Raw genomic sequence first — 25,609 nt, 5'->3', positions numbered from 1 at the left:
GGTGTGGATTCAGGTCCGGGCCACGCCCAGACCCGGTGCCTGGGCGGTCACCGTGCCGGGGGAACGCCGGATGAGCACGTGGATGACGTACACGCCCGCGACCCCCGACGCCGCCATGCACAGGGTGATCAACCAGAGCAGGAGCGACGCGCTGTAGTCCATCAGGGCGGGCGTGACGAACGCGACGCCCGCGAAGACCCCGCGCGACAGGGCGTAGGTGAGGCCCTGGGTGGTGCCGCGGGTGTCGGGGGGCAGCGTGAGCTGCGACCAGACCTTGTAACTGGCCTCCCCGGCAAAGGGGTTGGAGATCTGGTACAGCACGAAGAAGACCAGCATGCCGACCAGCGCGCCGGCCGTGAGGGAGGCGATGCAGAAGGCGATGACCTGCACGACCGTGAACACGTAGAACAGCCGGTCGCGCCAGGGGGTGTCGGCGATCCGGACGAAGACGAAGGTCAGCACCAACGCGATCGGCAGGAACGCCAGGTTGATGCCGGTGGCCAGGCTCTGGGAGGCACCGCTGACCGTGACCAGCAGGTAAGTGCCGAACTGGCCGAAGGTGTTGGCGCCGATGCCCCAGGTGACGTAGTAGGCGAAGGTCGCGATCATCGGCAGCAGCGCGGCGCGGTTCCACACGTTCTTGAGTTCGATGCCGTGCGGGACGGCCTCGTCCGCCACGGCGGTGTCCGCCGGCTCGGCGGCCAGCTTGAGCCGGGAACGGAGCAGCCAGGTGACCAGGGCCGCGACGACCAGATGGCCGGTGATGAACCGTGCCCCGGTCAGACCCGTGTCCGACAACAGGTAGCCGAGGAAGATGACGACGACGATGCCCAGCACCCACATGACCTGGGTGAACGACACGAGACGCGCCCGGCCCTCGGCGGGTGCGGCATCCGAGACCACGGCGAGGGACGTCGGCAGATCGGCACCGGCCGCAAGACCCGCGACGAGCACGCCGACGAAGAGCGCGATGTCGTTCGGCGCCAGCGTGATGACGATCGCGCCCACCGCGTAGCAGAGGATGTCCAGGTTGTAGACACGGCGGCGCCCGAACAGGTCGGCGAGCCGTCCACCGACGAGGGAACCGACGGCGATGCAGCCGGTGACGATCGCGCTGATCGCCCCGGCCATCCACACGCCCATGTGGTAACTGTCGCGGTAGATGGCCAGGTTGACGGCGATGCTGACGATGAGCGCGGCGTCGAGGTAGGAGGCCATGCCCGAGAGGGCCGCGACCTTCCACAGGTATTTCGGGATGGGCGGTTCCGCGTGTTCCGTGGCAGGTGGGATTCGGATCATGATGCGGCTCCTCGCGGCTCTGGGCCGGGGTCGCAGTGAATATAGGGTTCGAAAAACGTTCCAACAAGTCCTCTTGCGCCATTCGGCGTGAAGAAGTGCCGACTGCCTTCCCGCGGCTCGGAACCGATGCCAACATCGCAGGTGGCAGACGATCGAGCCGACGTAAAACGTTTTTGATCCGTGTGGGTGACCGAGCCGTACTCGGAAGGACCGCCGTCGTGATCTCTCCCGCGCTGCAACAGCTCTTCGACGCCCCGCCCCGGGACTTCGGCCCCACCCCGCTGTGGTGGTGGTCGGGCGCCAAGGTCACCCGCGAGCGCCTCGACCGGCAGCTGCGCAGGTTCGCGGACGGCGGCGTCCACAACCTCGTCGTCATCAACCTGGCCCCGGCAGGCCCGAGTTTCGGCGCCCGCACCGACGACCCGCCGTGGTTCGGCGAGGAGTGGTGGGACCGCTTCACCGACACCTGCCGCATCGCCCGGGACATCGGCACCCGCCTGTGGTTCTACGACCAGATCGGGTTCTCCGGCGCCAACGTCCAAGGCGGCGTCACCCGACGGCACGCGGACGCCACCGGCAGGGCACTCCGCTCCCGCAGCGCCACCGTCACCCACGGCACGGTCGCACTGCGCGGCGCCGAAACCCTCGTCGCCGCCTACGACTTGGCGGGCCGCCGCCTGCCCGTGGCCCTGGACTCCGACCCCCTCCGGATCCCGGCCGCCGACGGGACGGACGTACAGCTCGTCCTCGCCGTCCCCACGGCCTTCGACTACCTCGACCCGCACGCCGTGGCGCTGTTGCTGGACACCGTCCACCACGAGTACGACCGGCGCGTCCCCGAGTACCTGGGCAACGTCATCGCGGGCAGCTTCCAGGACGAACTGCCCGGCACGAACTCCTGGAGCCACCGCTTCCCCGACGAGTTCCGTGCCCGGCGCGGCTACGACCTCCTCGACCACCTGCCCGCCCTGTTCGGCCCGGCGACCGCCCGCGCGGCGAAGATCCGCGCCGACTACTACGCCGTCCGCGCCGAACTCACCGAAGAGGCCCTCTTCAAGCCGCTCGCCGCCTGGCACGACGAACGCGGCATGCTGATCGGAGCCGACCAGAGCAACCCCGCGCGGGCGGGCTTCCCGGCCCAGTCGACGCAGATCTACACCGACTACTTCCGCACCCACCGCTGGTACGGCGCCGTCGGCAGCGACCACCACGGCGACTCCAAGGTCCACTCCTCCATGGCCCACCTCTACGGCCACGAGCGCGTCTGGATCGAGGCGTTCCACTCCTCCGGCTGGGGCGGCACCCTCGCGGACACCTACGACTGGCTCCTGCCGTTCCTGCGCAGCGGCGCCAACCTGTACAACCCGCACGCCAGTTACTTCGGCACCGCGGGCGGCTGGTTCGAGTGGGCACCGCCGTCCACCGACTGGCGCCAGCCCTACTGGCGGCAGTACCCGGCGTTCTCCCGCGCCGTCGCCCGGATCTGCTCGATCATGTCCTGGGGCACCTACAGCGCCCACGTCGCGGTCCTGCACCCCACCGCCACCATGCAGGCCCTCATCCCGCTCGACGCACCGGTCAAGCACTTCGGCGACGGCCGCCTGGGCGACGACCATGCCGACGTCGACGCAACACAGCGCGACTACCTGGACCTGTGCGGCACGAACAACTGGCTCGGCCCGCACGTCGGTTCACTGGACCGGCACCGCATCGCCTTCGACGTCATCGACGACGCCTCCGTGCAGCGCGCCACGGCCACCGACGGAGCCCTGCGTGTCACGGACCTGGCCTACCGCGCCGTCCTGCTGCCTTCGGCGAGCGTCCTGGAGGAGGAGACGGCACGCCGACTGACCCAACTCCTCGACACCGGAGGCCGGGTGGTGGTCGTGGGCCGTGCGCCCGAGTCGGCGGCGGGGCTGTCAGGCGACGACTCCGTCGTCGCGGCGCTGCTGAAGCACCCACGGCTGGAGCGGACGAACGACGCCGAAGCCGGAGCGGTCGCGGTGGCCGACATCGCCGGACACGCGACGGGCGATGTGCCACTGCTGGTCAGGCGCAAGGGAGTTGATGCGGTGGCCCTGGTGACGGGAGCCTTCCCCGACGCGCGCACGCAGCCGGCCGACGCCAACCACGAGGCGGATCCCGAGCGTTACGCCCGCCACTCGACCGTCACCGTGCACGCCGTGGTGACCGAGGCCGAGATCTGGAACCCGGCGACCGGCGCCCGCGGACCTGCCCACGTCACGGTCTCCGGCGGCCTCTCGACCATCGAGGTGCCGCTGGACGGCGCCCCCGCCGCTCTCGTCGTGTGGCGAGAAGGCACCCGGTCCACGCCCCGGACGGTCGCTTCGCCGTCGTTGTCGGAGCGGACGATCGACCTGTCGAGCGGCTGGGAGGGCCGCCTGGTCCCCACCATGGACAACACCTGGGGCGACCTGGCGCTCCCCGCCGGCTCGTCCGTCGCCGAACCCCGGATCTGGACCATGGGCTGGACCGAGACCGACCCGGCCGACGCGAACTGGTCGCAGACACGGGCGACTTACGGCAACCGGGTCCGTGTCCTGCCTCCGACTCCCCTCGCCGAGGCCCCCGTTCCGCTGGACGGGCCCGGCGCCGAACTGGTCCTCGCCGGAGAACTGCCCCTCACCCCCTCCGACGCGAACTGGGGCGTCTCGCTGTACTCGTCGAGCCGTGGAATCCCGGACCCGGACGGTCTGCTCGGCAACAAGGGGCTGGTCACCGAGGAGTTCGTGCGTGTCCCCGTGCCCGGGCCCGGAACGGTCGCCCGGGTCCGTTCGATCGTGGAGACGGACCACCGCGGACCCGCCGATCTGCACATCGGCGCCGCGGCAGCCAAGCGGGTGTGGTGGAACGGCGAGCGGCTGGACATCGGCATCGGGTACATCGCCACCGCCCGGGTGGACGTCCGACGGTCGCGCAACGTGCTGGAGTACGAACTGGGGGAGGCCCAGGACCGGCCGTTGCTGATCTCGGGTAACGCCGGTACCCCGTTGGGCAGTTACTTCTGCCTGACCCGACCGGACGGGTTCGGGCCGCGCCCGCAGTTCATGTGCCTGCCCGACGACGTACGACCTCACGGTGGCGTGACCTACCGAGGGCGACTCCGTGCCTCTGGCCGGGCGGTGCTCGTCGTGGGCGCCGCGGTGGGCGTCACCGTGCTGCTCGACGGGACGGTCGTCGCGCGTCAGGAGAAGGTGGAGTACTACGAGTCCGACTGGGGCGCGGTACCGATGTTCTTCCGCCACCAACTCGCCCTCGGTGAGGGCGAACACGTACTGGAGGTGGTGGCCGACGCCGTCCACCCACGGGAGGCGGTGTTCGTCGACTGCGTGGCCGGCGCGAACTCCTTGGTGAGCGGTGCCGGTTGGGAGGCCGAGACAGGGGAGTGGCACGGTTGCACCCTCGAACACGACGGCCGGTGGGGGGAGTTGCAGCACTGCTACGCGGCCGTACGACCGCATCCGTTGCCCGACACCGAGTGGCTCACCGGTGCGCCGGTGCTCGGCACCGCCGTACTGCCGCTGCGCTCCACGGACACCGTCCGCGAACGCGCCCAGCGCTTCCGCTTCACCGTGCCTCCGGGCACCGTATCGCTGGACCTGCCACTGGAGTTGCCTGCGAGGGTACGGGTCGGCGACGGTGCCGAAAGGATGCTCGACGGTCAGGTCCTGGCGCTGGATCACCCCCTCCCGGAGCCCGCGCAGATCGAGGTCGTGACCGCGCCGACGGCTGTACTGCGGGGCGGCTCCGCCTGGCGCGGACCGGTGCGCGTCCGCACCGTAGCGGCTCAACTGCCGCTGGGGGACTGGCGGTTGATGGGGCTGGGTGGCTGGAGCGGTGGTGTCACGTACTCGCGCGAGGTGGCGGTACCGGCCGGACCTGACCCGGTGCTGGATCTCGGGCGGGTGCGTGGCAGTGTGTCGGTCGCTGTCGACGGGGAGTGTGTCGGGGAGGCGTTCTGTCCGCCTTTCCGATGCGAACTCCCGGGTGCCGCAGGGCGGATGGTCCGCATCGATGTGACCGTCAACAACACCCTCGCCCCCTATCTCGCCGAAGCCACCCCCACCGCCTGGGCGTTCCCGTCCCAGCTCTCGTCGGGACTGATGGGACCCGTGACGCTACGCGTCCCGGTCTGACAGCGGCCGGGTGGAGTCCCGAAGGACGAGGTCGGGCGCGAACACCCTTGTCTCATGGGCGTGTTCGGCGCGGGCCTCCACCTCGTCCAGCAGCATCCCTACGGCGGCCCTGCCCAGCTCCTCGACGGGTTGCCGGACCGTCGTCAGGGTCGTCCCCACGAAGCTCGCGATGTCGAGATCGCCGTAGCCGACCACCTGAATCTCCTCGGGTATTCGCACCCCTCGCTCGCCCAGTCCACGGCACACACCCGCGGCGAGGAAGTCGTTGGTGCAGAAGACCCCGTCGGGGAGTTCATCGAGAGAGCGGGCGATCTCCAGGCCGTAGGACACCGTCATTTCGTCCGCGACGACCTGGCGCAGGCGCGCCTCGCGGCGGGTGCGTACGGCCTGGCGGGCGCCCTGGTAGCGGTCGGCGCACTGCACGATGTCGCGTTCGCCGTTCACGACGAGGAGGTCGCGTGCCCCGCAGTCCAGGAGATGTTGTACGGCGATGCGGCCGCCGGCGATGTCGTCGACGGAGACGGAACAGCCGTCCTGGGCCGAGAGCGCGCGGTCCGCGAGGACCAGGGGGATGCCGCGTTCGCGCAGGCGGGTGAGGCGGGTGGGATCGGCACCGAGTGGTACCACCACGGCCCCGACCGCCCGTTGCTCGATCAGCATCGTGAAGTAGCCCTGCTCCCGCTCGGGAGCGTCTCCGCTGTCGCAGAGCACGAGGGAGTAGCCGTGGTCGTAGGCCGCGTCCGCGGCGCCCCGCGCGATGCGTGAGTAGAACGAGTTGGCCACATCGGGCAGGACCAGGCCGATCGAGGACGAGTGCCCGGTGCGCAGGCCGGCGGCTCCCGGGTGGGGCACGTAGTCGAGTGCGGCGACCGCGTCACGGACCCGCGCGGCGGTGCGCGCGTTGACCCGCTCGGGCCGGTTCAGGACATTCGACACCGTGGACACCGAGACCCCCGCGGCGGCTGCGACATCCTGGATACGGGCGGGGCGAACCCGAATGGCGCCCACCCCCTCGCTGTGACAGCCGTGCGACCAGGCACGACGCGGTTCTCATGGGCGGCGTCAGTGTACCCCGGTGGTCGTTGGAACGTTTTCTGCCGGGTGGCTCGGGGCGGGGGCATGTGGTGCCCAACTGGCCTGTGATCAGCAGGGTTAGCATGGGGTTGTGGCTGAGGGTTCCGGAGCCGATGTCCCGACGGAGGGTGGCCGCCCGCGGAGGCGCGATGCGGCCCTCAACCGGGAGAAGGTCCTTCGTGCCGCGAGGGAGGTTTCCGGTCGGCACGGGCTGGGGGTCACGCTCGATGACGTGGCCCGGCACACGGGGGTCGGGGTCGGGACCGTGTACCGGCGCTTCCCCGACAAGGAGACCCTCGTGCGAGCCCTGTTCGAGCAGGATCTCGGGATGCGGCATGCGGCATGCGGCAGGCGTCCGCGGAGAGGTCGCTCGCTCATCTTCCGACATCCCCGTCGTCGTGCAGATGCTCAGAGCCGCCAGCCAGTTCACCCAGGGCAAGCGGCCCGATATCCGGCGCCGCTATTCGGCCGGCCTCCACGCTGGAGTAGGACGGCGCCGCTTCGGCGGCGACTGATGGCAGGCCGGCAACAGGGTGCGGGCGGCTTCAGCCGCGTGCCTTCGGTGCGCAGGTCTCGGGCATCGTGCCTGGTGGGGAGCGGTGCCTGCCGCTGCGTCAGGAGTGGCCGGGCGGGCGAAGGGTGATCGTCCGGGTTAGTCGAGTCGCGGGGCTTCCCGGGCCGCAACGGGGGGTGGAGGTGTCCTCGGGAGTCGCGCGGAGGCCGCTGGCCATCAGCCCGAGTCCGAACTCGAAGCGGTCGTCGGAGCTGAGGAGCTCCTCGACGGGGGTGGGAACAGTTGGGGGGTACGTCTCGCGCACGCCGGGGACCGTGAGCCTGTCGAGGGCGTCGTCGGTCAGGGCCCGCTCTTCCAGGACTTCCCCGAGGACCTAGCGGAAGACAGTGGACGTGGACGTGGCCCGGAGGGCGGTGACCCCGTTGCAGCCCGCGCGCCGCAGGACGTCGACGAGGCGGAGGACGCGTGGTTGACGCGTGCGGCCCAGTCGGGTGAAGTCGCCGCGCTGGGGCTGCTGTTGGAGCGTCACGGGCGGGGATGCGCGCTGTCGCGTCGAGCGTTCTGGGGTCGGGCGTGGACGCCGACGACGTGATGCAGGACGCGGCTCTCACGGCGTTGCCGCGGATCGGTGACGTCCGTGAACCGGAGGCGGTGGGCGCGTGGCTGCGGATGATCGTGCGCAACGGCAGTCGGCTGGTGCTGCGGCAAGCTGAAGCGGTCCGGCCGGTGGGCGATCTGCCCCGGGAGTCAACGCGCTTGGGCCCGGAGCAGTGGTCGGAGCGGAACGCGTCGCGCGACTGGGTCCGGGAGGCTGTGGACGGGCTGCCCCCGGCGTTGCGCATGCCGTTGGTGCTGCGCCACCTCACCACCGGGGTCACCTCGTACGAACGGATCGTGGACGTCTTCGGGGCTCCGGTGGGCACGGTGCGCAGCCGACTGAGCCGGGGCCGGGCCCGGATGGCGTCCGCCCTTGCCGCCACGGCGGACCCTCCGCACGGGGATGCCGAACTGCGCTTGTGTGCCACGCGAGTTGAAGCACGTGCGCTGCTGGCCGCCGCCCGGCAGAGGCCGGTTCGGCAGGCGGCCGACAGCACGGTGGCCTCCTGAGGGCTGTGGCCCAGGAGGGGACCGGATCAGGCTTCCGTGCCGGACTCCTCGAAGTAGTGGCCCTCCTCGATGTCCGGGACCAGCGCGGGGTGCGTCGGCCGCCACTCCATGCGCCGCTGCGTCAGCGCGCTCGACGCCGGGTTGTCGAGCGCGACCAGCGGGGCGAGGAAGCCGACGAAGTGCTGGCCCGCCTCCTCGGGGGTCATGCTGATGGCGGGGACCTTCAACTGGCGGCCGATGGCCTGCGCGATCTCCCGGAACGGCACCCCCTCCTCGCCGACCGCGTGGAGGGGCGTGCCGGCCGGGGCCGATTCCAGGGCCAGTCGGTACAGGGTCGCCGCGTCGAGACGGTGCACCGACGGCCACCGGTTCGCGCCGTCGCCGACGAAGGCGGACACACCCGTCGTGCGCGCGACGCCGATGAGGGTCGAGATGAATCCGCGGGCGTCCCCCCGGCCGTGCACGGTGGGCGCCAGCCGTACCGAGGACGACCGCACTCCGCGCTCGCCCAGGGCGAGGACGGACAGCTCGACCGGGAGCCGTAGGGCTGTGACGAGGTTGGGCACGGCGGGGGTGTCCTCGGTGAGCAGCTCTCCCGGTGTACGGCCGATGACCCCGGAGGTGACCACGAAGGGTTTGCCCGTGCCCTCCAGCTCGGCGCCGATCGCGTCCACCGCGTTCAGCTCGGCCTTCGCGCGTGCCGCCGAGTCGGTGGTCTCGGAGATGTGCTGGTTCGCGGCGTAGATCACGCCGTCCGCCGCCGCCGCTCCGGCACGGAGGCTGTCGCCGTCGTCGATGTCACCGCGCTGCACGTCGACGCCGGCTCGCGTCAATGTGTCGGCGGCCGAGTCCGAGCGGGCGAGGCCGAGGACCTGATGCCCCGCTTCGAGAAGTTCGCGGACGACCGCGGATCCGATGTAACCCGTCGCGCCGGTAACGAAAACACGCACTGTGGAGATCCCCCAGGTCGGTTCGAGTCAACCCGGCGGCAGCGGCCGACGGGTTCGTGAACCACGCTAGGAAGGGCCCCTGCGGGTGTCCAACGCCTGTGTCGTATACGGCGATACGTCTGAGGCATCACCCCAGACGGCACGGTGCCGGGACCCGTACCCACGGGTCCTGACGCCGTGCCGTCCACGCGAACCGTGGGATCGTCACCGCGGGGCCGGCCGCCCAACGCACCGACAGGACAGGTCAGTTGATTTTGTAGCTGTCCCCGTAGACCTTCCAGGACAGCGGTGTGTTGAGGTCGAGGTTGCCGTTGCGGAGGAAGACGCGCTGTTCGGTGTCGACACGGGTGGTGTCGCTGTGGGCCTCCTCCTGCTTCATGGCCCATACGCGCGCGTCGAGGAAGGCGTTGAGATACGTCGTCTCGTTGCCGCCCTGGGCCGGCGGCTTGGCCGAACGCAGGGCGCGGGCACGGATGTTGCGGAAGCTGGTGGGGTCGTCGCCGTCGCCGTGCATGACGATGGCGTCGTAGTAGGTGAACTGGCCCAGGACGCGCAGCCCGTCGGTCTTGCCCTGGCTGACGGCCGGGTTGAAGTACACGCGGTCGCGTTCGTCGTTCTGCGCCTGCTGGAACGCCGTGTCCTTCGCGGCCGTGCGCCAGTCCTTGGGGAAGTTCGGGTCGAGGCCGGAGTGCGAGTCGGTGCCGTTCACCGAGCGGAGCGCGGGCAGGTACTTGGCGAGGACGTTGCCTGGCTTGCGGGTCGTGTAGAGCTGGACGAGGTCGAGCATGTCGCCGGTGCCGGAGCAGAATCCGATGATGCCGGCGGTGTAGCCGCGGCCGTCGCCTATGTCCTCGATGTACTTGTACTGGGCCTTCCAGTCGAGCGAGGAGTTCTCCGCGCTCGACACCAGCTTCATGGCGATCTCCTTCTTCGCCGGGTCGTCGAGGCCGATCGCGGCGGCGGCCGTCGTCGCTGCCGAGGCCTGCGAGGTGCGCAGCAGAGGTGCCGCCGCGACCGACACGCCGAGGAGCGCGAGGAGGGTGCGGCGAGAGGGGCTCGCCGGCTCGGAGGTCGCAGGGTCGTGGAACGGGTGGACCACGGGGACTCCAAAGGGTGGTGGGGGGTGGGGAGTTGGTCGTACCGCCGAACTGATAGGAAACTTAACTATCAGAGGTTCGGCGAGGAAGGCACCCATCGGGAGCCAAGTTCGTAGCTATGAACGATAGTCGCGTGTCTGTACGAGGGTGATGCTTGACGGTTTGCCCGCCCTTGTCGGCCGGTCGCGGTGTCCGGTGCCGCGCGGGTGCCGTCGTATTTCGCGGATGTTGCGCGAAGTCTTGACGCGCCCCGCGTCGTTGCGTAGATATGACTGCGCAGTCATGACAGCGCAGTCATACACCGGACTGGAGCTAGGATTCGACTGCCGGAGATCGGGAGACACCATGACACCAGTGGCAGGACGCGGCGCGGGAGCCGCGCCGCGCAGTGTGGACGTGGCGCGCCTGGCGGGCGTGTCGCAGAAGACGGTGTCCCGGGTCATGAACGACGAGCCGTACGTCTCCGAGGACGTACGCCGTCGTGTCCTGGCGGCGGCCGAGGAACTCGGCTACCGCTCGAACAACGCCGCCCGCGCGCTCGCCTCCGGACGCACCCGGTCCATCGGCGTCGTGACGCTCGGCACCGCCCTGTACGGCCCCGCCTCGCTGCTCATGGGCGTCGAGCGGGCCGTACGGGACACCGGCTACGCGCTCCGTGTCGTCAACACGATGGAGGGCGAGTCGGCGGGCATCGCCGGAGCCGTCGACTCGCTCCTGGACCAGGGCGTGGACGGCATCGTCATCTCCGAGCCGATCGACGAGGAAGACGGTGCGGAACTGTCCGCACGGGTCGATGTGCCGGTCCTCGTCCTCGGCGCGCCGCCGCCGTTCGTCGCCCCTCATGTCGTGACGGCCGGGATCGTCTCCAGCCAGATGGCGCAGGCGGCCACCGAGCATTTGTTGGAGCTGGGCCACACCACCGTCCACCACCTGGCGGGGCCCCAGCGTTGGTACTCGGCCCGGGACCGTCTCGCGGGCTGGCGTGCCGCGCTCGCCGCGTACGGCCGGGCGGAACCACCGGTCGTGCGGGGTGACTGGTCGGCCGCGTCCGGTTATGCGGCCGGTCGTCGGCTGGTCGCCGATTCCGGTGTCACCGCGGTGTTCGCGGCCAACGACGACATGGCGATCGGTCTGATTCGCGCGCTGACGGAGGCCGGGCGGCGCGTCCCGGAGGATGTCAGCGTGGTCGGCTTCGACGACACGCCGGTCGCCGCGTATGTGACGCCGCCGTTGACGACTGTGCGTCAGCCGTTTGACGCGATGGCTCAGGACGGACTGAAGCTCCTGGTGCATGCCATCGAGAACCCTCAGTCGGAACCGTTGCCGATGGCTGATCCGCCGGTCGAACTCGTTGTCCGCGCGTCGACGGCGGCGCCGGCGCTCCGCTAGATCCGCAGTTCGTATTCCGCGCGCCGGTGGGGGCTGGTCGCGCCCACGCGGCGGAGCCGCATATCGATACAGCCCCGCGCCCCTGGAGGGGCGCTCACCTCACCGTCTGTTCCAGCACGCCGTCGCCCGGTGTGCCGGTTCCTCACACCCTTCCGCAGGAGTTCACCATGTCCGGAACCTTCTCCAACTCGCCCTCGTCCCTGAGCCGTCGGGGCTTCCTCGCCGCCACCGGCGCCGTGTCGCTGGCCGCCACTCTGTCCGCCTGCGGCGGTGACAGCGGTGGTACGAGCGGCTCGTCCAGCAAGCCGGTCGGTCAGGCCGACATCGACAAGGCCATGAAGACGCCGACCGAACTCACCTTCTGGACCTGGGTCCCGAACATCGACAAGGAGGTCGCGCTCTTCGAGAAGAAGTACCCGGCCGTCAAGGTCAAGGTCGTCAACGCCGGTCAGGGCACGCCCCAGTACACCAAGCTGCGCACCGCGCTGAAGGCGAACAGCGGCGCACCGGACATGGTGCAGATCGAGTTCCAGGCGATCCCGACGTTCACCATCACCGACAGCCTGCTGGACCTGCGTCCCTACGGCGCTTCCGCGCTCAAGTCGACGTTCGTGGACTGGACTTGGGGCCAGGTCAGCGGCAGCGGCGGGGAGGTCTGGGCGATCCCGCAGGACACCGGCCCGATGGGCATGCTGTACCGCAAGGACATCTTCGACCAGCACGGCATCCAAGTCCCCACCACCTGGGACGAGTTCGCAGCCGCCGCACGCAAGCTGCACAAGGCCGACCCGAACGTCTACCTCACCAACCTCGCAGCCAACCAAGTCGCCGCCTGGCACGGCCTGTTGTGGCAGGCGGGCGCCAAGCCGTACGTCACCTCCGGCAAGAGCGACATCACCGTCAGCGTCGACGACGCGGTCTCCCAGAAGCTCGGCCAGTACTGGGGCACCCTCGCCAAGGACGGCGTGATCGGTGTCGAGCCGGACTTCACCGACTCCTGGTACGCGGCCCTCAACAAGGGCAAGTACGCGACCTGGCTCACCGGCGCCTGGGGCCCGGCCTTCCTCTCCGGCTCCGCCAAGGCCACCTCCGGCAAGTGGCGTGCCGCCCCGCTTCCGCAGTGGGACGCGGCCAAGCCCAGCTCCGGCAACTGGGGCGGCTCGACCACCGCGGTCATCCGCTCCACCAAGAACCCCATCCAGGCAGCTGTGTTCGCGCAGTTCCTCAACAGCGACCCCGCCAGCGCCAAGATGTTCGCCACCGAGCAGTTCTTCTTCCCGGCGACCAAGACCCTGCTCTCCGAGGCCAGTTTCCTCGCTGACGCGCCCGCCTTCTACGGCGGCCAGAAGGTCAACCAGGTCTTCGCCGACATCAGCGCCCAGGTCGACCCCGCCTTCCAGTGGCCGCCGTTCCTCGACCGGGTGGCCACCGACTGGACCGAGACCGTCGGCAAGTCCCTCGCCGACAAGACGGACACCGTCCGCGCGCTCGGTTCCTGGCAGTCGCGCATCACGACCTTCGCCAAGAGCCAGGGCTTCACGGTCAAGGGAGGCTGACGATGGCCACCACCACAGCGACGGTGCGTCCCAAGGCCCCACCCCGCCGACGTCAACTCGGCACCACGGGAGTCCTGTTCATCGCCCCCTTCATGGTGCTGTTCCTGCTGCTCTTCCTCGCCCCGCTCGGCTACGCCGCCTACCTGAGCCTCTTCCAGGAGAAGCTCATCGGTGGCTCGACATTCGTCGGCCTGGACAACTACGTGACCGCCCTCAAGGACCCCCAACTCCTCAAGGGCATAGGACGCGTGGCCCTGTTCTTCGTCATCCAGGTCCCCGTGATGCTGCTGCTCGCCCTGTGCTTCGCCCTCGCCCTGGACAGCGGCCTGCTCCGCCTGGCCCGGGTGATCCGGCTGGGCATCTTCGTCCCGTACGCCGTCCCCAGCGTGATCGCGACCCTCATGTGGGGCTACCTCTACGGCCCCGACTTCGGCCCCTTCGCCCAGATCAGCCGTCACCTCCATCTGCCGGCCCCGCACTTCCTCTCCGGCAGCTGGATGCTCGGCAGCCTCGCCAACATCGTGACCTGGGAGTTCGTCGGCTACAACATGATCATCCTGTACGCCGCGCTGCGCACCATCCCCGCCGAGCTGTACGAGGCCGCCGCCATGGACGGCGCCGGCGCCTGGCGGATCGCCTGGTCCGTCAAACTCCCCGCGCTGCGCCCGGCGTTGACCCTCACCCTGCTGTTCTCGGTGATCGGCAGCTTCCAGCTCTTCAACGAGCCGAACCTGCTGATGAAGGTCGCCCCGGACGTCATCTCCAGCTCCTACACCGCCAACCTCTACGCCTACTCCGTCGCCTTCATCAGCCAGCAGACCAACTACGCGGCCACCGTGTCCTTCATCCTCGGACTGGTCATCGTGATCGTGTCGTACGCCTTCCTGCTCACGGCGAACCGCAGGAGGACCGCATGACCACCGTGACGCCCACCGCCTCAACCACCGTGACGGCGAAGCGAGTTGCCGCCGGGACGCGCGCTCCGCGCCGTTCGTCGGTACACCGCCGCAGCACCCCGCTGACCATCGCCATGCTGGCCGTCCTGGCGTACTTCCTGCTGCCCCTGTTCTGGCTGCTGATCGCCTCGACGAAGAGCACCCAGGACCTGTTCAACAGCTTCGGCCTCTGGTTCTCCCACGCGCCCCGACTCCTGTCGAACATCGAGGCCACCTTCACCCAGGACGACGGGGTGTTCGGCCGCTGGCTGCTCAACACGGTCCTCTACGCCGGAGTCAGCGCCCTCGGCGCCGCACTCCTCGCGGCAGCCGCCGGCTACGGCTTCGCCAAGTACCGCTTCCGCGGCCACGGCGCGGCCTTCAACCTCGTGCTGGGCGCCATCATGATCCCGACCACCGCCCTGGCGATCCCCACCTACCTCCTCTTCGCCAAGGCGGGCCTGGTGAACACCCCTTGGGCGGTCATCCTGCCCTCCCTGATCAGCCCCTTCGGCCTCTACCTCATGCGGATCTACGCCGAGGACGCCGTCCCCGACAGCCTCATCGAGGCCGCCCGCATGGACGGTGCCGGAGAGCTCCGGATCTTCACCACGATCGCGCTGCGGCTCCTCGCCCCCGGCCTGGTGACCGTCGTCCTCTTCACGCTCGTCGCCACCTGGAACAACTACTTCCTGCCGCTGATCATGCTCAACGACCCGAACCTGTACCCCATCACGGTCGGGCTCGCCTCCTGGTCCGACCGGGCGCAGAACGGCGGCGCGGGAGCAAGCAGCGACATGCTCGCCCTCGTCGTCACCGGCTCCCTGATCTCGATCGTCCCGCTCGTCGCGGCCTTCCTGCTGCTCCAGCGGTACTGGCAGAGCGGCCTGGCCACCGGTGGCGTCAAGCAGTAACACCCACCGAGCATCCCCCCAACACCCCCTGTATTCCGGAGGTTTGTCCATGGCGGATCTGCCCGCCCGCGTTCTGTTCGGCGCCGCCTACTACCACGAGTACCACCCCGCCTACGGCCCGGACGTACGACCCGACGAGCAGCTCAAGACCGACCTCGACCTGATGGCCGAAGCACACTTCACCGTGATCAGGATCGGCGAGTCGGTCTGGTCGACCTGGGAACCGGAGAACGGCCGCTTCGAACTCGACTGGCTGCGACCGGTGTTGGACGGCGCCCACGAACGCGGCATCTCCGTCATCCTCGGCACCCCCACGTACGCCGTACCGCCGTGGCTGGCCCGCCAGTACCCGGAGATCACCGGCGAACGGCGCACCGGCGAACGCATCGGCTGGGGCGCCCGGCAGGAGGTCGACTTCACCCACCCCGCGTTCCGCTTCCACGCGGAGCGGATCATCCGGAAGATCGTCGCCCGGTACGCCGACCACCCGGCGGTCATCGGCTTCCAGGTCGACAACGAACCGGGCCTGGAACTGTTCCACAACCACGGCGTCTTCCAGCGCTTCACCGACCACCTGCGCGCCAAGTACGGGGACGTCGAGACCCTCAACCGCGAATGGGGCCTGGTGTATTGGTCCCACCGCCTGTCCACCTGGGCCGACCTGTGGACGCCCGACGGCAACGTACAGCCCCAATACGACGTCGCCTGGCGGGAGTTCCAGGCCCGCCAGTGCACCGAGTTCATCGGCTGGCAGGCCGACATCGTCCGCGAGTACGCCCGCCCGGAGCACTTCGTCACCACCTGTATCTCCTACACCCGCCCGGCAGTCGAGGACGACGAACTCACCGACCGCCTCGACATCGCCACCGGCAACCCGTACTACGACATGCAGGACGGCCTGCTCCTGCCCGACCCGACCCCGGACACCCACCAGCAGCAGTGGAAGACCACCGGCGTCTGGTCCCTCTACCAGACCGCCGACTGGATGTTCTCCTCCCGTCAGGAGCCGTTCCTGGTCACCGAGACCAACGCCTCCTCCATCGGCTTCGCCTGGGACAACCGCCCCGCCTACGACGGCCAGTGGCGCCAGGCCGCGTGGGCCCTCGTCGGCCGCGGTGCCCGCATGATCGAGTACTGGCAGTGGCAGACCCTGCGCTTCGGCGCGGAGACCTACTGGGGCGGAGTCCTCCCGCACAGCGGCCGACCGGGCCGCACCTACGCCGAACTCGCCCGACTGGGGGAGGAGTTCGAGGTCGTAGGTCCGCTCGTCGCGGGGCTCGAACCGGACGCCGACATCACGATCGTCTACTCCACTCCCAGCAAGTGGCTGATGCAGAAGCACCCGCCCCTCGCGACCCCGGACGGCGAACCGGACCCGGCCGCCTACCACCGCATCCTCGACCCGTTCTACCGTGGCGCGTTCGACGCGGGGCGGCAGGTCCGGGTCGTCCACGCCCGCCAACTGCACGACCCGCGCGGCGAACGGGACGGGACGACCCCGGAGGAGGCCGTCAGCCGCCACCCCGTTCTCGTCGTCCCCGCGCTGTACCTCGCCGACGACTCCACGCTCGACTGGTTCGCCGCCTACGCGCAGGCCGGCGGCCACCTGGTCCTCGGCCCCCGCACCGGTTACGCCGACCTCGAGGCACGGGCCCGGCACGAGTCGGCGCCCGCCCGTCTCACCGGCGCCGCGGGAGTGTCGTACGACGAATTCAGCAATCTCACTGGATCCGTGCCCGTCCGGCCCGTGCCCGGCAGTCCTCTCCCGTTGCCGGAGACCGCGACGGCGACGCACTGGGCGGACGGCCTGACCGTCGCCGACGCCGAGGTCCTCGCGACCTACGAGCACCCGCACTTCGGCCGCTGGCCCGCCGTGACCACCCGCCGTCACGGGGAGGGCCGGGTCACGTACGTCGGTACCGTCCCCGGTCGCGACCTCGCCCGCGCCCTGGCCGAGTGGCTGGTGCCGGTCGCCCGCAGCGGGTGGGGCGACCTGCCGGTGTCCGTCACGGCGACGAGCGGTACGTCGCCCGACGGCCGCCGGGTGCACATCGTCCACAACTGGAGCTGGGAGCCCGCCGGTTCAGCGGTGCCGGTCGACCTCACCGACGCCGTGAACGGCACGCGCCTCCCCGCCGGCACGGTGCTGGAGCTCGGCCCGTGGGACGTACGCGTACTCGTTTCCCCGAACGACCCGAAGGAGTAACTGTGCGAAGAAGCAGAGCAGTACAGGCGTTGGGCACGTTCGTCGGTGCTGCCGCGATGCTGGCGATACCCATGGCGGCCGGCGCGCAGGCGTACAACCCGACGGGCGGAATCCTCTACCAGCTGGGCGGCGACCCGTGCTTGAAGGGGCGGGGCAACTGCGCCGTCTACCCGAAGTCCGCGCAGCTGCCGAGCGGGCGTCTGGTCGCGTCGTTCGAGAAGTCCACCGTCGTACCGGCGACGGGCAGCGCCGACGGACAGACGCTCCCGGTCTACAAGAGCGACGACCGCGGAACGAGCTGGCAGCCGCTGTCGGAAGTGAAGGCTCCCGCGTACCTGTCCAAGGATCCCAAGTACGCGAAATACACGAGCAATTGGACCAACCCCTACCTCTACACGCTTCCGCAGGACGTCGGGAGACTGAAGCGGGGCACGCTGCTCCTGGCGAGTGTCGTGTCCGGCGACGACCAGTACTACAAGGAACACAAAGCGGCCGACCCCACCTGGACGCCCTCCAATGACGGTGACCGTGGCGACCTGGCCATCGCGCTCTACTCCAGCACCGACGAGGGCGCGTCCTGGAAGGTCGTCAACGTCATCGCGACGGGCGGCTGGCAGGGCGGCAGCGCGGGCGCGATCGGCCAGAACGTCGCCACGGCCAACACACACCAGCAGGTGGACCCCGTCTGGGAGCCGTACTTGATGGTCTACAAGGGGCAACTCGTCTGCTATTACTCCGACGAGAACGACTACACCGGCTTCGACGCGACCACCGGTGTCCCGACACTCGACCCCGCCAACACCACCGCCACGGACTCGCACGGCCAGATCCTCGCCCACCGGACCTGGAACGGGCGCAGCGCCGAGTGGAGTGGACCCGTCGTCGACATCGCGGGGCTGACCCAGGACATGGGCGGCGGCAAGACGGAGATCGGGGGCGGTCGGCCCGGCATGGCGAACGTCGTGCGGACCACGGACGGCAAGTGGCTGCTCACGTACGAGTATTGGGGCGGCGGAGCCAACATCCGGTACGTGCTCGCCGCCAACCCGCTCGAGTTCTACCGGGGTTCGCCGACCGGCGACGCCGTCACCTCGCTGCCGGTCGACACTGGTTCCCGCCCTCTCGCGACGGGCGGCAGCCCGGTCGTCATCGGGTTGCCCGGAGGACGCCTGGTCTACAACGCGGCGGGCAGCGGCGACGTCTGGGTCAACGAGAGCGGTCGTGGCGACGGAGTCTGGAAGGAGTACCAGACGACCTCGCGCGCCGGCTACAGCCGCGACCTCCAGTACGTCGAGGGCACCGGCCGGATCGCGATCCTCAACAACCAGGACACCTCGACGATCGCCTACGCCGAGGTCGACCTCGGCCGATCGAGCGGAGCCTACCGGCAGTTGGTGAACCGGAAGACCGGCCAGGTGATCGGCACCGGCGGCAGGACGAACGACGCGAACATCGGCAACGGGGACGTTCCCGATGTCGTCCTGGAGGACCGCGGCTCCGCCTCGAACCCGGACACCCAGTACTGGCACGTGGTGACCGAGCCGAACGGCGGAGTGACCCTGCTGAACAAGTCGGGCGGACGTGCGGCGGCGATCTGGACCGGCAACGCGACGGTCGGGCAGCGGATCGGCCAGTGGGTCGACAACAGTGCCACCGGCAGCTGGAACCTGATCAAGACCGGTGAGGGGTTCTACGCGTTGCAGTCGGTCAAGAACACCGGTCTGTATCTGACCGGTACGTCCGCCGGGGCGCCGCTGACCCTGCAGAACGCGGTGACGGACGGCTCGCAGGACTGGACGCTCGTCCCCTAGGCTCCGGCCCATGAGGGTCCGTCACAAGGCGCGTGTCGTTCTGCTCGACGAGGGTCATCTGGTGTTCCTGAGGCGCGGCTGGCCGGGCGGTGATCCCTACTGCACGACCGTAGGCGGGAACGTCGAGCCCGAGGACGCGGACCTCGAAGCGGCGCTGTGCCGGGAGGCGATGGAGGAGATCGGTGCCACGATCGGTCCCGCCACCGAGTTCCTGACCCTGACCGAACCGCGCGGGACGACCACCGTCGTGCAGCACTACTTCCTCGCCGCCCTGCTGGACATGGACCTGGACCGCCGCCACGGTCCCGAACTCGACGACCCCGACACCGGTGACTTCGAACCGGTCAGGGTCGCGCTGAGCCGTCCGGCCGTGGCGGCACTCAACCTGCAACCGGCCGAGCTGGCCGCATACGTGCTCGCGCATGTCGAGGAGTGGGGGTGATGGAAGGGCCGGGTCACGGCGTCAGTACGACCTTGCCGGCGACCGTGCCGGACTCGGCCAGGCGTACGGCGTCGGCGACACGGGTGAGCGGCAGTTGGGCGGCGATCCGGGCGTGGACCTCGCCGCGCTGGAGGGCCGCGAAGACCTGGGTGAGGTCGGCGCGCAGCTGAGCGCGGAACCGGTTCTTGCTCAGGGCGCGGCCGGCCCAGACGTTGAAGAAGTAGGCGTGGCGGCCGTTGGGCAGCGCGTTCCACGTCCAGACCCGGCCCAGCAGCTTGAGCACGGGCAACTGCTTCGAGCCCTCGTCGTCGCGGGTGGAGGCGCTGCCGTAGGCGACGAGCGTGCCGCCCGGTGCGAGGAGGTGCCAGGACTGGATGATGCCGGGGCCGCCGACATGGTCGAAGACGGCGTCCACCCCGCGAGGGGCGAGCGCGCGGACCTGTGCGGCGAGGTCGGGGGCGCGGTAGTCGACGGGCTCGACGCCCTGGTCGCGCAGCGTGTCGTGGTGGCGCGGGGATGCCGTGCCGATCACGCGCACGCCCGCCGCGTGGGCGAGTTGGACCAGGACGGTGCCGACGCCGCCGTTGGCGCCGTGCACCAGGATCGTGTCGCCGGCGCGGACGCGGGCCTTGCGGTGCAGCATCTGCCAGGCGGTGATGCCGTTGACGACCACCGTCTCGGCCTCGGCCGCGCTGATCCCCTCGGGCACCGGCACCACGTCGGCCGCGTCGACGCGCACATGGCTGGCCCAGGCGCCGACCTTGACCAGCGCGGCCACCCGGGTGCCGACCAGGCCGGGCTCGACGCCCGCGCCGATGGTGAGGACGGTGCCGACCAGGTCGTAGCCGGGGACGAACGGGAACAGCGGCTGGTCGTAGTACTTGCCCCGCCGCATCTGCTGCTCCGCGAAGGAGACCCCGGTCGCCTCCATCCGGATCACGACCTGGCCGGGGCCCGTGACGGGGACGGCTCCGTGCCGGACCTCCAGGCCCTCCGGCTCCACCTTGCCGGGCAGGACGACCTCGACGAGTGAGTCGGCGGTGTTGTCGGTGCTGTCTGTGTTGTTCATGGCGACCTCCATCGGCGTCCGTTGCTGTCCGCAGTGAGCTATGTGCTTTCGTGTTCGTTATAAGTTCTAACTCACGCCAGAAGGGGTCGTCAAGAGCGTTCGTGATACCTTCTAACTGAAGCTTGAGTGTGTAGTCCTGTGAGGGTGGAAGGCGGCCGGCCATGACGGAAACGGGCACGAAAACCCCGCGTGAGCGCTATCGCGACCAGGTGCGCGCGGAGGTCAAGGAACACGCGTGGGAGCAGATCGCGACGGCGGGCGCCTCCGCGCTCTCCCTCAACGCGATCGCCAAGCGCATGGGCATGAGCGGACCCGCCCTCTACCGCTACTTCGCCAGCCGCGACGACCTGATCACCGAGCTCATCCGGGACGCGTACCGAAGCCTCGCCGACACCGTCCGCACGGCCGCCGAGTCCGGCGCCGACCTGCTCGGCCTGGCCCGCGCCCTGCGCGGCTGGGCCCTCGACGACCCCCAGCGGTACTTCCTCATCTACGGCACACCCGTCCCCGGCTACCACGCGCCGGACGACGTCACCGGGATCGCGTCCGAGATCATGGCGGCCCTGCTGGACGCCTCGGCGGCGCTGCCGTCGGACGGCCCCACGGCACCCTTCGCCGCGCATCTCGAAAACCATCGGGACTGGGCGGGCGACCACCCCGCTCCGCCCGCCGCCCTCCACCGCGCCCTGACCTTCTGGACCCGCCTGCACGGCGTCCTGTCCCTGGAACTCGCGGGACACTTCACGGGCACCGGCTTCGACCCCGCCCTGCTGTTCGAGTCCGAACTGGCGGGCCTGGCCGAGTAGTTGGCACGGCGAGGCCGATCGGCCTGTCACGTACTGGAATTGGAGCCCCGAGGGCCGCCCGGATCAGGGCCGTAAGCGCCTTCGAAGGGCCCTCGGGCACCTTCCGGAGGCGGTGCGCGGCAGCCGGGCCACCCGCTTCCCGGCACGCCGCCGCCCGCCCGTCTACGGTCTTGTCGAAACGTCTCTGACCTGGTGTTTTCCCGGATTCCACCTAGGCTGTGGAGATCAACCGGATGTCATGGGAGGGGTCTTCGTGAGCGCGGAAGGCATGGAGTACGACGCTGCCCGGATCGAGGTGCTCGACGGGGTGCGGGTCGTCAGGAAACGGCCCGGAATGTATGTCGGGTCGACCGGTGAACGCGGCCCGCGGCACATGGTGTTGGAGGTCGTCGGCCGGGCCGTGAACGAGGTTCTGGCGGGCCGTGCCGGCTCCGTCGAGGTCACGCTCACGGCGGACGGCGGCGTACGGGTCGCGGACGACGGAAGCGGGGGTTCGTCCGAGGCCGACGGGGACACCGGCGGCCCGGACCTCGAAGCCCAATTGACCAGTCTCCAGGACGAGTTCGAGACCCGTGGTCGGCACATCGCTGCCGCGTACCCTTTCGGCGTGGGGCTCTTCGTCGTGAACGCCCTGTCGAGTCGGATGACGGCCGAGGTGCGGGGCGAGGGGGCCCGCCGGGTGTACGCGTACGCGCGCGGTGTCGCCGTCGAACCGCCCGCTGCCGTAGGGCCGGCGACCGGATGCGGCACGGCCATCTCCTTCTGGCCCGACACCGAGATCTTCGAGACGACGTCGTGCTCGTTCACCGAACTGGCGGAGCTCTTCCGGCAGGTCGCCTTCCTCAACCGGAGCCTGAAAATCTCCCTGACCGACGAACGCCCCGCGGACGGACCCCGGTCGGTGCTGTACCAATTCCCGGACGGAGTACGGGACTTCGTGGCAGCCCTCGGCGCGGAGAGGGGTGCGGCCCTCGATCCACACGTCATCGGTTTCGAGCGGGAGGACCCGAGAATGGCGGGGACGATGGAGGTGGCCCTGCTGTGGAACGGCGCCCACAAGGATTCCCACGAGGACTCCCACGAGGAGTCGATACGCGGCTTCGCCAACAGCCGGGCCACTTCTGAGGGCGGCACGCACGTGGACGGCTTCCGGGACGGAGTCGCGGCAGCGGTCACCGCGTACGCGCGGAAACGGGGGCTGTTGGCTTCGGCGGACCCCGATCTCCGCGCCGACCGGATCGGAGAGGGCCTCACCGCGGTGGTGTCGGTGAAGCTCGACCGTCCCGAATTCCTCGGCTGCACGCGCGGGCTGCTGGGCAACACCGACGTGCGGGTCTGCGTGGCGGAGGCCGTTCAGGAGTACCTCGCCGACTGGTTCGAGGAACAGCCGGAGCGGGCGGCGGAGGTCGTCGACCGTGTCGTCGGGGGCAACCACCAGGACTGAACAGCCCCGGACGGTCTGTCAGGACGGCCCGTACTCGCAGCGGTGCCGCCGCCCGCACGTGGCCCGCGGCACGTCCCGACAGGTGGGGGAGTGCTGACCCGACCGGCTGGTCCTCGCGTCCGGACGGTGTGGCGGCACGGGAGCGGAGGCCGTGTTGGGGAGACTCGCGGTCCGGCGCCGCGCGGGCGGCGGGTTCCCTGTCTGGCTGGAGAAACGTGGTGCGACTTCCCCTGCTTCGGGCCGTGCTGGCGGCCTCGGTGCTCGTGGCGACCGGGGCGGCCGCCGCCCCGGTCCGGGCGGACGGGACGTCCCGGCCCCGGGCCGTCGACGACCTCGCGCGGTACGTCAACCCCTTCGTCGGCACCGCCCCCGGCGGCCCCGACTTCGGACACGGCGGCGGCGCCGGCAACACGTTCCCCGGGGCCTCGGCGCCGCTCGGCGGGGTGCAGTGGAGCCCCGACACGGTGACGTACCAGCACGGCGGCTACTCCTACGGCGACAACCGCATCCGGGGCTTCAGCCTCGCGCACATCTCCGGAGCCGGCTGCGCCGCCTACGGCAACGTGCCCTTCATGCCCACCCAGGAGACCGTACCGCCGGCGTACGCCACGTTCTCGCACGCCAACGAGCAGGCGGCGCCCGGCAGTTACCACGTCACCTTCGACAACGGCATCGGCACCGACCTGACCGCCACCCAGCACTCGGGCATCGCCCGCTTCACCTACCCGGCGACCGACACGCGCCCCGCCGCGCTGAGCATCGACGCAGCGAAGGCGTTCACGGCGGCGACCGGATCGGTCGACATCGGCACTGACACGCTGTCCGGGTACAGCGACAGCGGTGCCTTCTGCAAGTCCAAGAACCGATACCGGCTCTACTTCCACGCCACCTTCGACCAGCCCTTCGCCCAGAGCTCCCACCCCGACGGCAAGGCGGGCGCGGCCATGGTCACCTTCGCGCCCGGCGTGCGCACGGTGACCGCCCGGGTCGGCGTCTCCTTCGTCGACGTCGAGGGCGCCCGCCGCAACGCGCTCACCGAGCAGGAGGCACGGTCGTACGACACGATCCAGCAGGCCGTGCGCGCCGACTGGAACCAGTGGCTCAACCGCGTCACCGTCGGCGGCGGCACGGACGCCCAGCGCCGTGTCTTCTACACCGCGCTCTATCACGCGCTCCTGCACCCCAGCGTCTTCAGTGACACCGACGGCCGCTACACCGGCATGGACGGGCTCGTCCACCGCACCCGCGCCGGGCACGTCCAGTACGCGAACTTCTCCGGCTGGGACGTCTACCGCTGCCAGGTCCAGCTCCTGGCCCTGCTCGCGCCGCGCGAGGCCTCCGACATCGCCCAGTCCGTCCTCAACCAGGGCCTGCAGGCAGGCTACTTCGACCGCTGGACCCTCGCGAACGGCGGCAGCGGCGTCATGGTCGGCGACCCGCTGCCCGCCGTCGCGTCCGCGATCCACGCCTTCGGCGGCACCGACTTCGACGCCGCCACCCTGCTGCGCACGGCCCTCGCGGACCGCCAGGACGACCGCCAGCGCCCCGGCCACCAGCAGTACGACACCCTCGGCTACGTCCCCGCCGGCACCAAGGGCGTCTGGGGCTCGGTCTCCACCACCCTCGAATACGCCGTCGCCGACTACGCGCTCGCCCAACTCGCCCACCGGCTGGGCGACTCGACCGCGTACGCCACCCTGCTGCGCGCCTCCGGGAACTGGCGCAACCTCTTCAACCCCGCCACCGGTTACCTCCAGCCGCGCGCCGCCGACGGTACCTGGCCGGCTTTCACTCCGGCCCAGAAGACGGAGTACGTGGAGGGCAACGCGGCCCAGTACACCTGGATGGTTCCGCAGGACCTGCCGGGCCTGTTCGCGGCGATGGGCGGTGACGCCGCCGTCACCGCCCGCCTCGACACCTTCTTCAGCAGCCTCAACGCGGGCGCCGGTGAGCCCTACGCCTACCTCGGCAACGAGCCCTCGTTCGGCACCCCTTGGGCGTACACCCACGTCGGCCACACCGACCGTGCCGGGGCCGTCGCACACCGCGCCCTGTCCACGCTGTTCAGCGACGCCCCCGGCGGACTCGTCGGCAACGACGACCTCGGCGCCATGTCGTCCTGGGCGGTGTGGGCGAGCCTCGGCCTGTACCCCGAGGTCCCCGGCAGCGCCCAACTCGCGCGCAGCGCACCGCTGTTCCCCACGGCCACTGTCCACCGGGGCGACGGCACCTCGCTCACGGTCGGTTCGGCCGCGCCCAAGCACTCACTCCGGTAGCTGACTTCGTACGGGACGGGCCGCGGGGCCGGGGGCAGCCGTCACCTCGGTCGGCGCCAGTGCGCCGTGCGGCCCGTCGCACTCCACCACCACACGTACCGGCGCGCCGCACGCGGTGTGCCGGACGTCCAGGACCGGTCCCTCGGGGTCGGCGGCGTACGTCTCGCCCCACTGCCGCAGCGCCATGAGGATGGGCCACAGATCGCGGCCCTTGCTGGTCAGGCGGTACTCGTGCCGGGTCCGGCTCCCCGCCTGCTGGTAGGGCACGGTCGTCAGGACACCGGCCGCGACCAGCTTGCGGAGCCGGTCGGCGAGCACCGCGTCCGAGAGCCCGATATGGCGCCGGAAGTCGTCGAAGCGCCGGACCCTGATGAAGGCGTCCCGCAGGATCAGCAGCGTCCATTTCTCGCCGACGAGATCGAGCGCGCTCTGGACCGGGCAGTTCTCCGTGCTCACGTCGAGCCATTCCATGCGGCCACCTTAGCCACCTGGCTCTGTCATTGACAGCCAGCTGTCGCCGGACCTAATTTTCATCTAGCTTTGATGGAAGAAGTCAGCCGGGA

At 70.1% G+C, this 25,609-nt stretch carries 20 protein-coding genes; 13 read left to right on the top strand and 7 right to left on the bottom strand.

Annotated features, from left to right (window positions below):
* Nucleotides 1–9: 9 nt before the first annotated feature.
* A complete protein-coding gene (locus tag ACIQBL_RS31635) occupies nt 10–1,299 on the bottom strand; it encodes an MFS transporter (RefSeq protein ID WP_401947525.1) in 1,290 nt (429 codons plus the stop codon).
* Nucleotides 1,300–1,517: 218 nt separating this feature from the next.
* Here ACIQBL_RS31635 and ACIQBL_RS31630 point away from each other — a divergent pair, with 218 nt between their 5' ends.
* Nucleotides 1,518–5,456, top strand: a complete 3,939-nt coding sequence (locus tag ACIQBL_RS31630; RefSeq protein WP_401947523.1) for a glycosyl hydrolase — start codon at nt 1,518–1,520, stop codon at nt 5,454–5,456.
* Here ACIQBL_RS31630 and ACIQBL_RS31625 read toward each other — a convergent pair.
* Complete coding sequence (locus ACIQBL_RS31625) at nt 5,439–6,464, bottom strand: LacI family DNA-binding transcriptional regulator (protein WP_401947520.1); 1,026 nt, start codon at nt 6,462–6,464, stop codon at nt 5,439–5,441. The two genes, ACIQBL_RS31630 and ACIQBL_RS31625, sit on opposite strands and share 18 nt — an antisense overlap.
* Nucleotides 6,465–6,621: 157 nt before the next feature.
* On the opposite strand from ACIQBL_RS31625, the gene ACIQBL_RS31620 reads away from it, so the two are divergent.
* Nucleotides 6,622–7,173 carry a TetR/AcrR family transcriptional regulator gene (locus ACIQBL_RS31620; RefSeq protein WP_401947517.1) on the top strand — a complete coding sequence of 184 codons (552 nt, stop codon included), beginning with the start codon at nt 6,622–6,624 and terminating at the stop codon, nt 7,171–7,173.
* A 244-nt stretch (nt 7,174–7,417) separates the two neighbouring features.
* Here the strand turns inward: ACIQBL_RS31620 and ACIQBL_RS31615 are convergent, their stop codons facing one another.
* Nucleotides 7,418–7,573 carry a hypothetical protein gene (locus ACIQBL_RS31615; RefSeq protein WP_401947514.1) on the bottom strand — a complete coding sequence of 52 codons (156 nt, stop codon included), beginning with the start codon at nt 7,571–7,573 and terminating at the stop codon, nt 7,418–7,420.
* 44 nt (nt 7,574–7,617) lie between these two features.
* On the opposite strand from ACIQBL_RS31615, the gene ACIQBL_RS31610 reads away from it, so the two are divergent.
* Nucleotides 7,618–8,151, top strand: coding sequence for an RNA polymerase sigma factor (locus ACIQBL_RS31610; RefSeq protein ID WP_401947511.1), 534 nt, complete (start codon nt 7,618–7,620; stop codon nt 8,149–8,151).
* 26 nt (nt 8,152–8,177) lie between these two features.
* On the opposite strand, the gene ACIQBL_RS31605 is transcribed toward ACIQBL_RS31610, so the two are convergent.
* Both ACIQBL_RS31605 and ACIQBL_RS31600 read right to left on the bottom strand, forming a co-directional pair.
* A complete protein-coding gene (locus ACIQBL_RS31605) occupies nt 8,178–9,101 on the bottom strand; it encodes an SDR family oxidoreductase (protein WP_401947509.1) in 924 nt (307 codons plus the stop codon).
* Between the two features lie 244 nt (nt 9,102–9,345).
* Complete coding sequence (locus tag ACIQBL_RS31600; protein WP_401947507.1) at nt 9,346–10,200, bottom strand: chitosanase; 855 nt, start codon at nt 10,198–10,200, stop codon at nt 9,346–9,348.
* Between the two features lie 343 nt (nt 10,201–10,543).
* Here ACIQBL_RS31600 and ACIQBL_RS31595 point away from each other — a divergent pair, with 343 nt between their 5' ends.
* The 7 genes from ACIQBL_RS31595 (at nt 10,544) to ACIQBL_RS31565 (ending at nt 19,451) form a co-directional block, all read left to right on the top strand.
* Nucleotides 10,544–11,587 (top strand): LacI family DNA-binding transcriptional regulator, encoded by a 1,044-nt coding sequence (locus ACIQBL_RS31595; protein ID WP_401947504.1) that lies wholly within the window; start codon nt 10,544–10,546, stop codon nt 11,585–11,587.
* Between the two features lie 167 nt (nt 11,588–11,754).
* A complete protein-coding gene (locus ACIQBL_RS31590; protein WP_401947502.1) occupies nt 11,755–13,143 on the top strand; it encodes an ABC transporter substrate-binding protein in 1,389 nt (462 codons plus the stop codon).
* Between the two features lie 2 nt (nt 13,144–13,145).
* The gene (locus ACIQBL_RS31585; RefSeq protein WP_401947499.1) at nt 13,146–14,060 is read left to right on the top strand and encodes a carbohydrate ABC transporter permease; all 915 of its coding nucleotides are present in this window, start codon (nt 13,146–13,148) and stop codon (nt 14,058–14,060) included.
* Nucleotides 14,057–14,992 carry a carbohydrate ABC transporter permease gene (locus tag ACIQBL_RS31580; RefSeq protein WP_401947497.1) on the top strand — a complete coding sequence of 312 codons (936 nt, stop codon included), beginning with the start codon at nt 14,057–14,059 and terminating at the stop codon, nt 14,990–14,992. The genes ACIQBL_RS31585 and ACIQBL_RS31580 overlap by 4 nt, the downstream gene beginning before the upstream one ends.
* Before the next feature lie 49 nt (nt 14,993–15,041).
* A complete protein-coding gene (locus tag ACIQBL_RS31575; protein ID WP_401947494.1) occupies nt 15,042–17,198 on the top strand; it encodes a beta-galactosidase in 2,157 nt (718 codons plus the stop codon).
* Between the two features lie 56 nt (nt 17,199–17,254).
* Nucleotides 17,255–19,009 (top strand): RICIN domain-containing protein, encoded by a 1,755-nt coding sequence (locus ACIQBL_RS31570; RefSeq protein WP_401947883.1) that lies wholly within the window; start codon nt 17,255–17,257, stop codon nt 19,007–19,009.
* Between the two features lie 10 nt (nt 19,010–19,019).
* Nucleotides 19,020–19,451 (top strand): NUDIX domain-containing protein, encoded by a 432-nt coding sequence (locus tag ACIQBL_RS31565; protein ID WP_401947491.1) that lies wholly within the window; start codon nt 19,020–19,022, stop codon nt 19,449–19,451.
* A 13-nt stretch (nt 19,452–19,464) separates the two neighbouring features.
* On the opposite strand, the gene ACIQBL_RS31560 is transcribed toward ACIQBL_RS31565, so the two are convergent.
* The gene (locus ACIQBL_RS31560; protein ID WP_401947488.1) at nt 19,465–20,532 is read right to left on the bottom strand and encodes a medium chain dehydrogenase/reductase family protein; all 1,068 of its coding nucleotides are present in this window, start codon (nt 20,530–20,532) and stop codon (nt 19,465–19,467) included.
* A 149-nt stretch (nt 20,533–20,681) separates the two neighbouring features.
* Here ACIQBL_RS31560 and ACIQBL_RS31555 point away from each other — a divergent pair, with 149 nt between their 5' ends.
* The 3 genes from ACIQBL_RS31555 to ACIQBL_RS31545 all read left to right on the top strand — a co-directional run bounded on the left by ACIQBL_RS31555 (nt 20,682) and on the right by ACIQBL_RS31545 (nt 25,046).
* Nucleotides 20,682–21,326 carry a TetR/AcrR family transcriptional regulator gene (locus tag ACIQBL_RS31555; protein WP_401947486.1) on the top strand — a complete coding sequence of 215 codons (645 nt, stop codon included), beginning with the start codon at nt 20,682–20,684 and terminating at the stop codon, nt 21,324–21,326.
* Between the two features lie 253 nt (nt 21,327–21,579).
* Nucleotides 21,580–22,770, top strand: coding sequence for a DNA gyrase subunit B (locus ACIQBL_RS31550; RefSeq protein WP_401947484.1), 1,191 nt, complete (start codon nt 21,580–21,582; stop codon nt 22,768–22,770).
* A 218-nt stretch (nt 22,771–22,988) separates the two neighbouring features.
* The gene (locus tag ACIQBL_RS31545) at nt 22,989–25,046 is read left to right on the top strand and encodes a GH92 family glycosyl hydrolase (protein WP_401947481.1); all 2,058 of its coding nucleotides are present in this window, start codon (nt 22,989–22,991) and stop codon (nt 25,044–25,046) included.
* Here ACIQBL_RS31545 and ACIQBL_RS31540 read toward each other — a convergent pair.
* Entirely contained in the window at nt 25,035–25,517 is a 483-nt protein-coding gene (locus ACIQBL_RS31540; protein WP_401947478.1) for a winged helix-turn-helix transcriptional regulator, read from the bottom strand. The two genes, ACIQBL_RS31545 and ACIQBL_RS31540, sit on opposite strands and share 12 nt — an antisense overlap.
* Nucleotides 25,518–25,609 lie beyond the last annotated feature (92 nt).

The organism is Streptomyces sp. NPDC088350 (assembly GCF_044753545.1).
Taxonomy (GTDB): Bacteria; Actinomycetota; Actinomycetes; order Streptomycetales; family Streptomycetaceae; genus Streptomyces.
The sequence above is the reverse complement of the archived record's forward strand: the minus strand, read 5'-3'. Positions and strand labels throughout refer to the sequence as shown.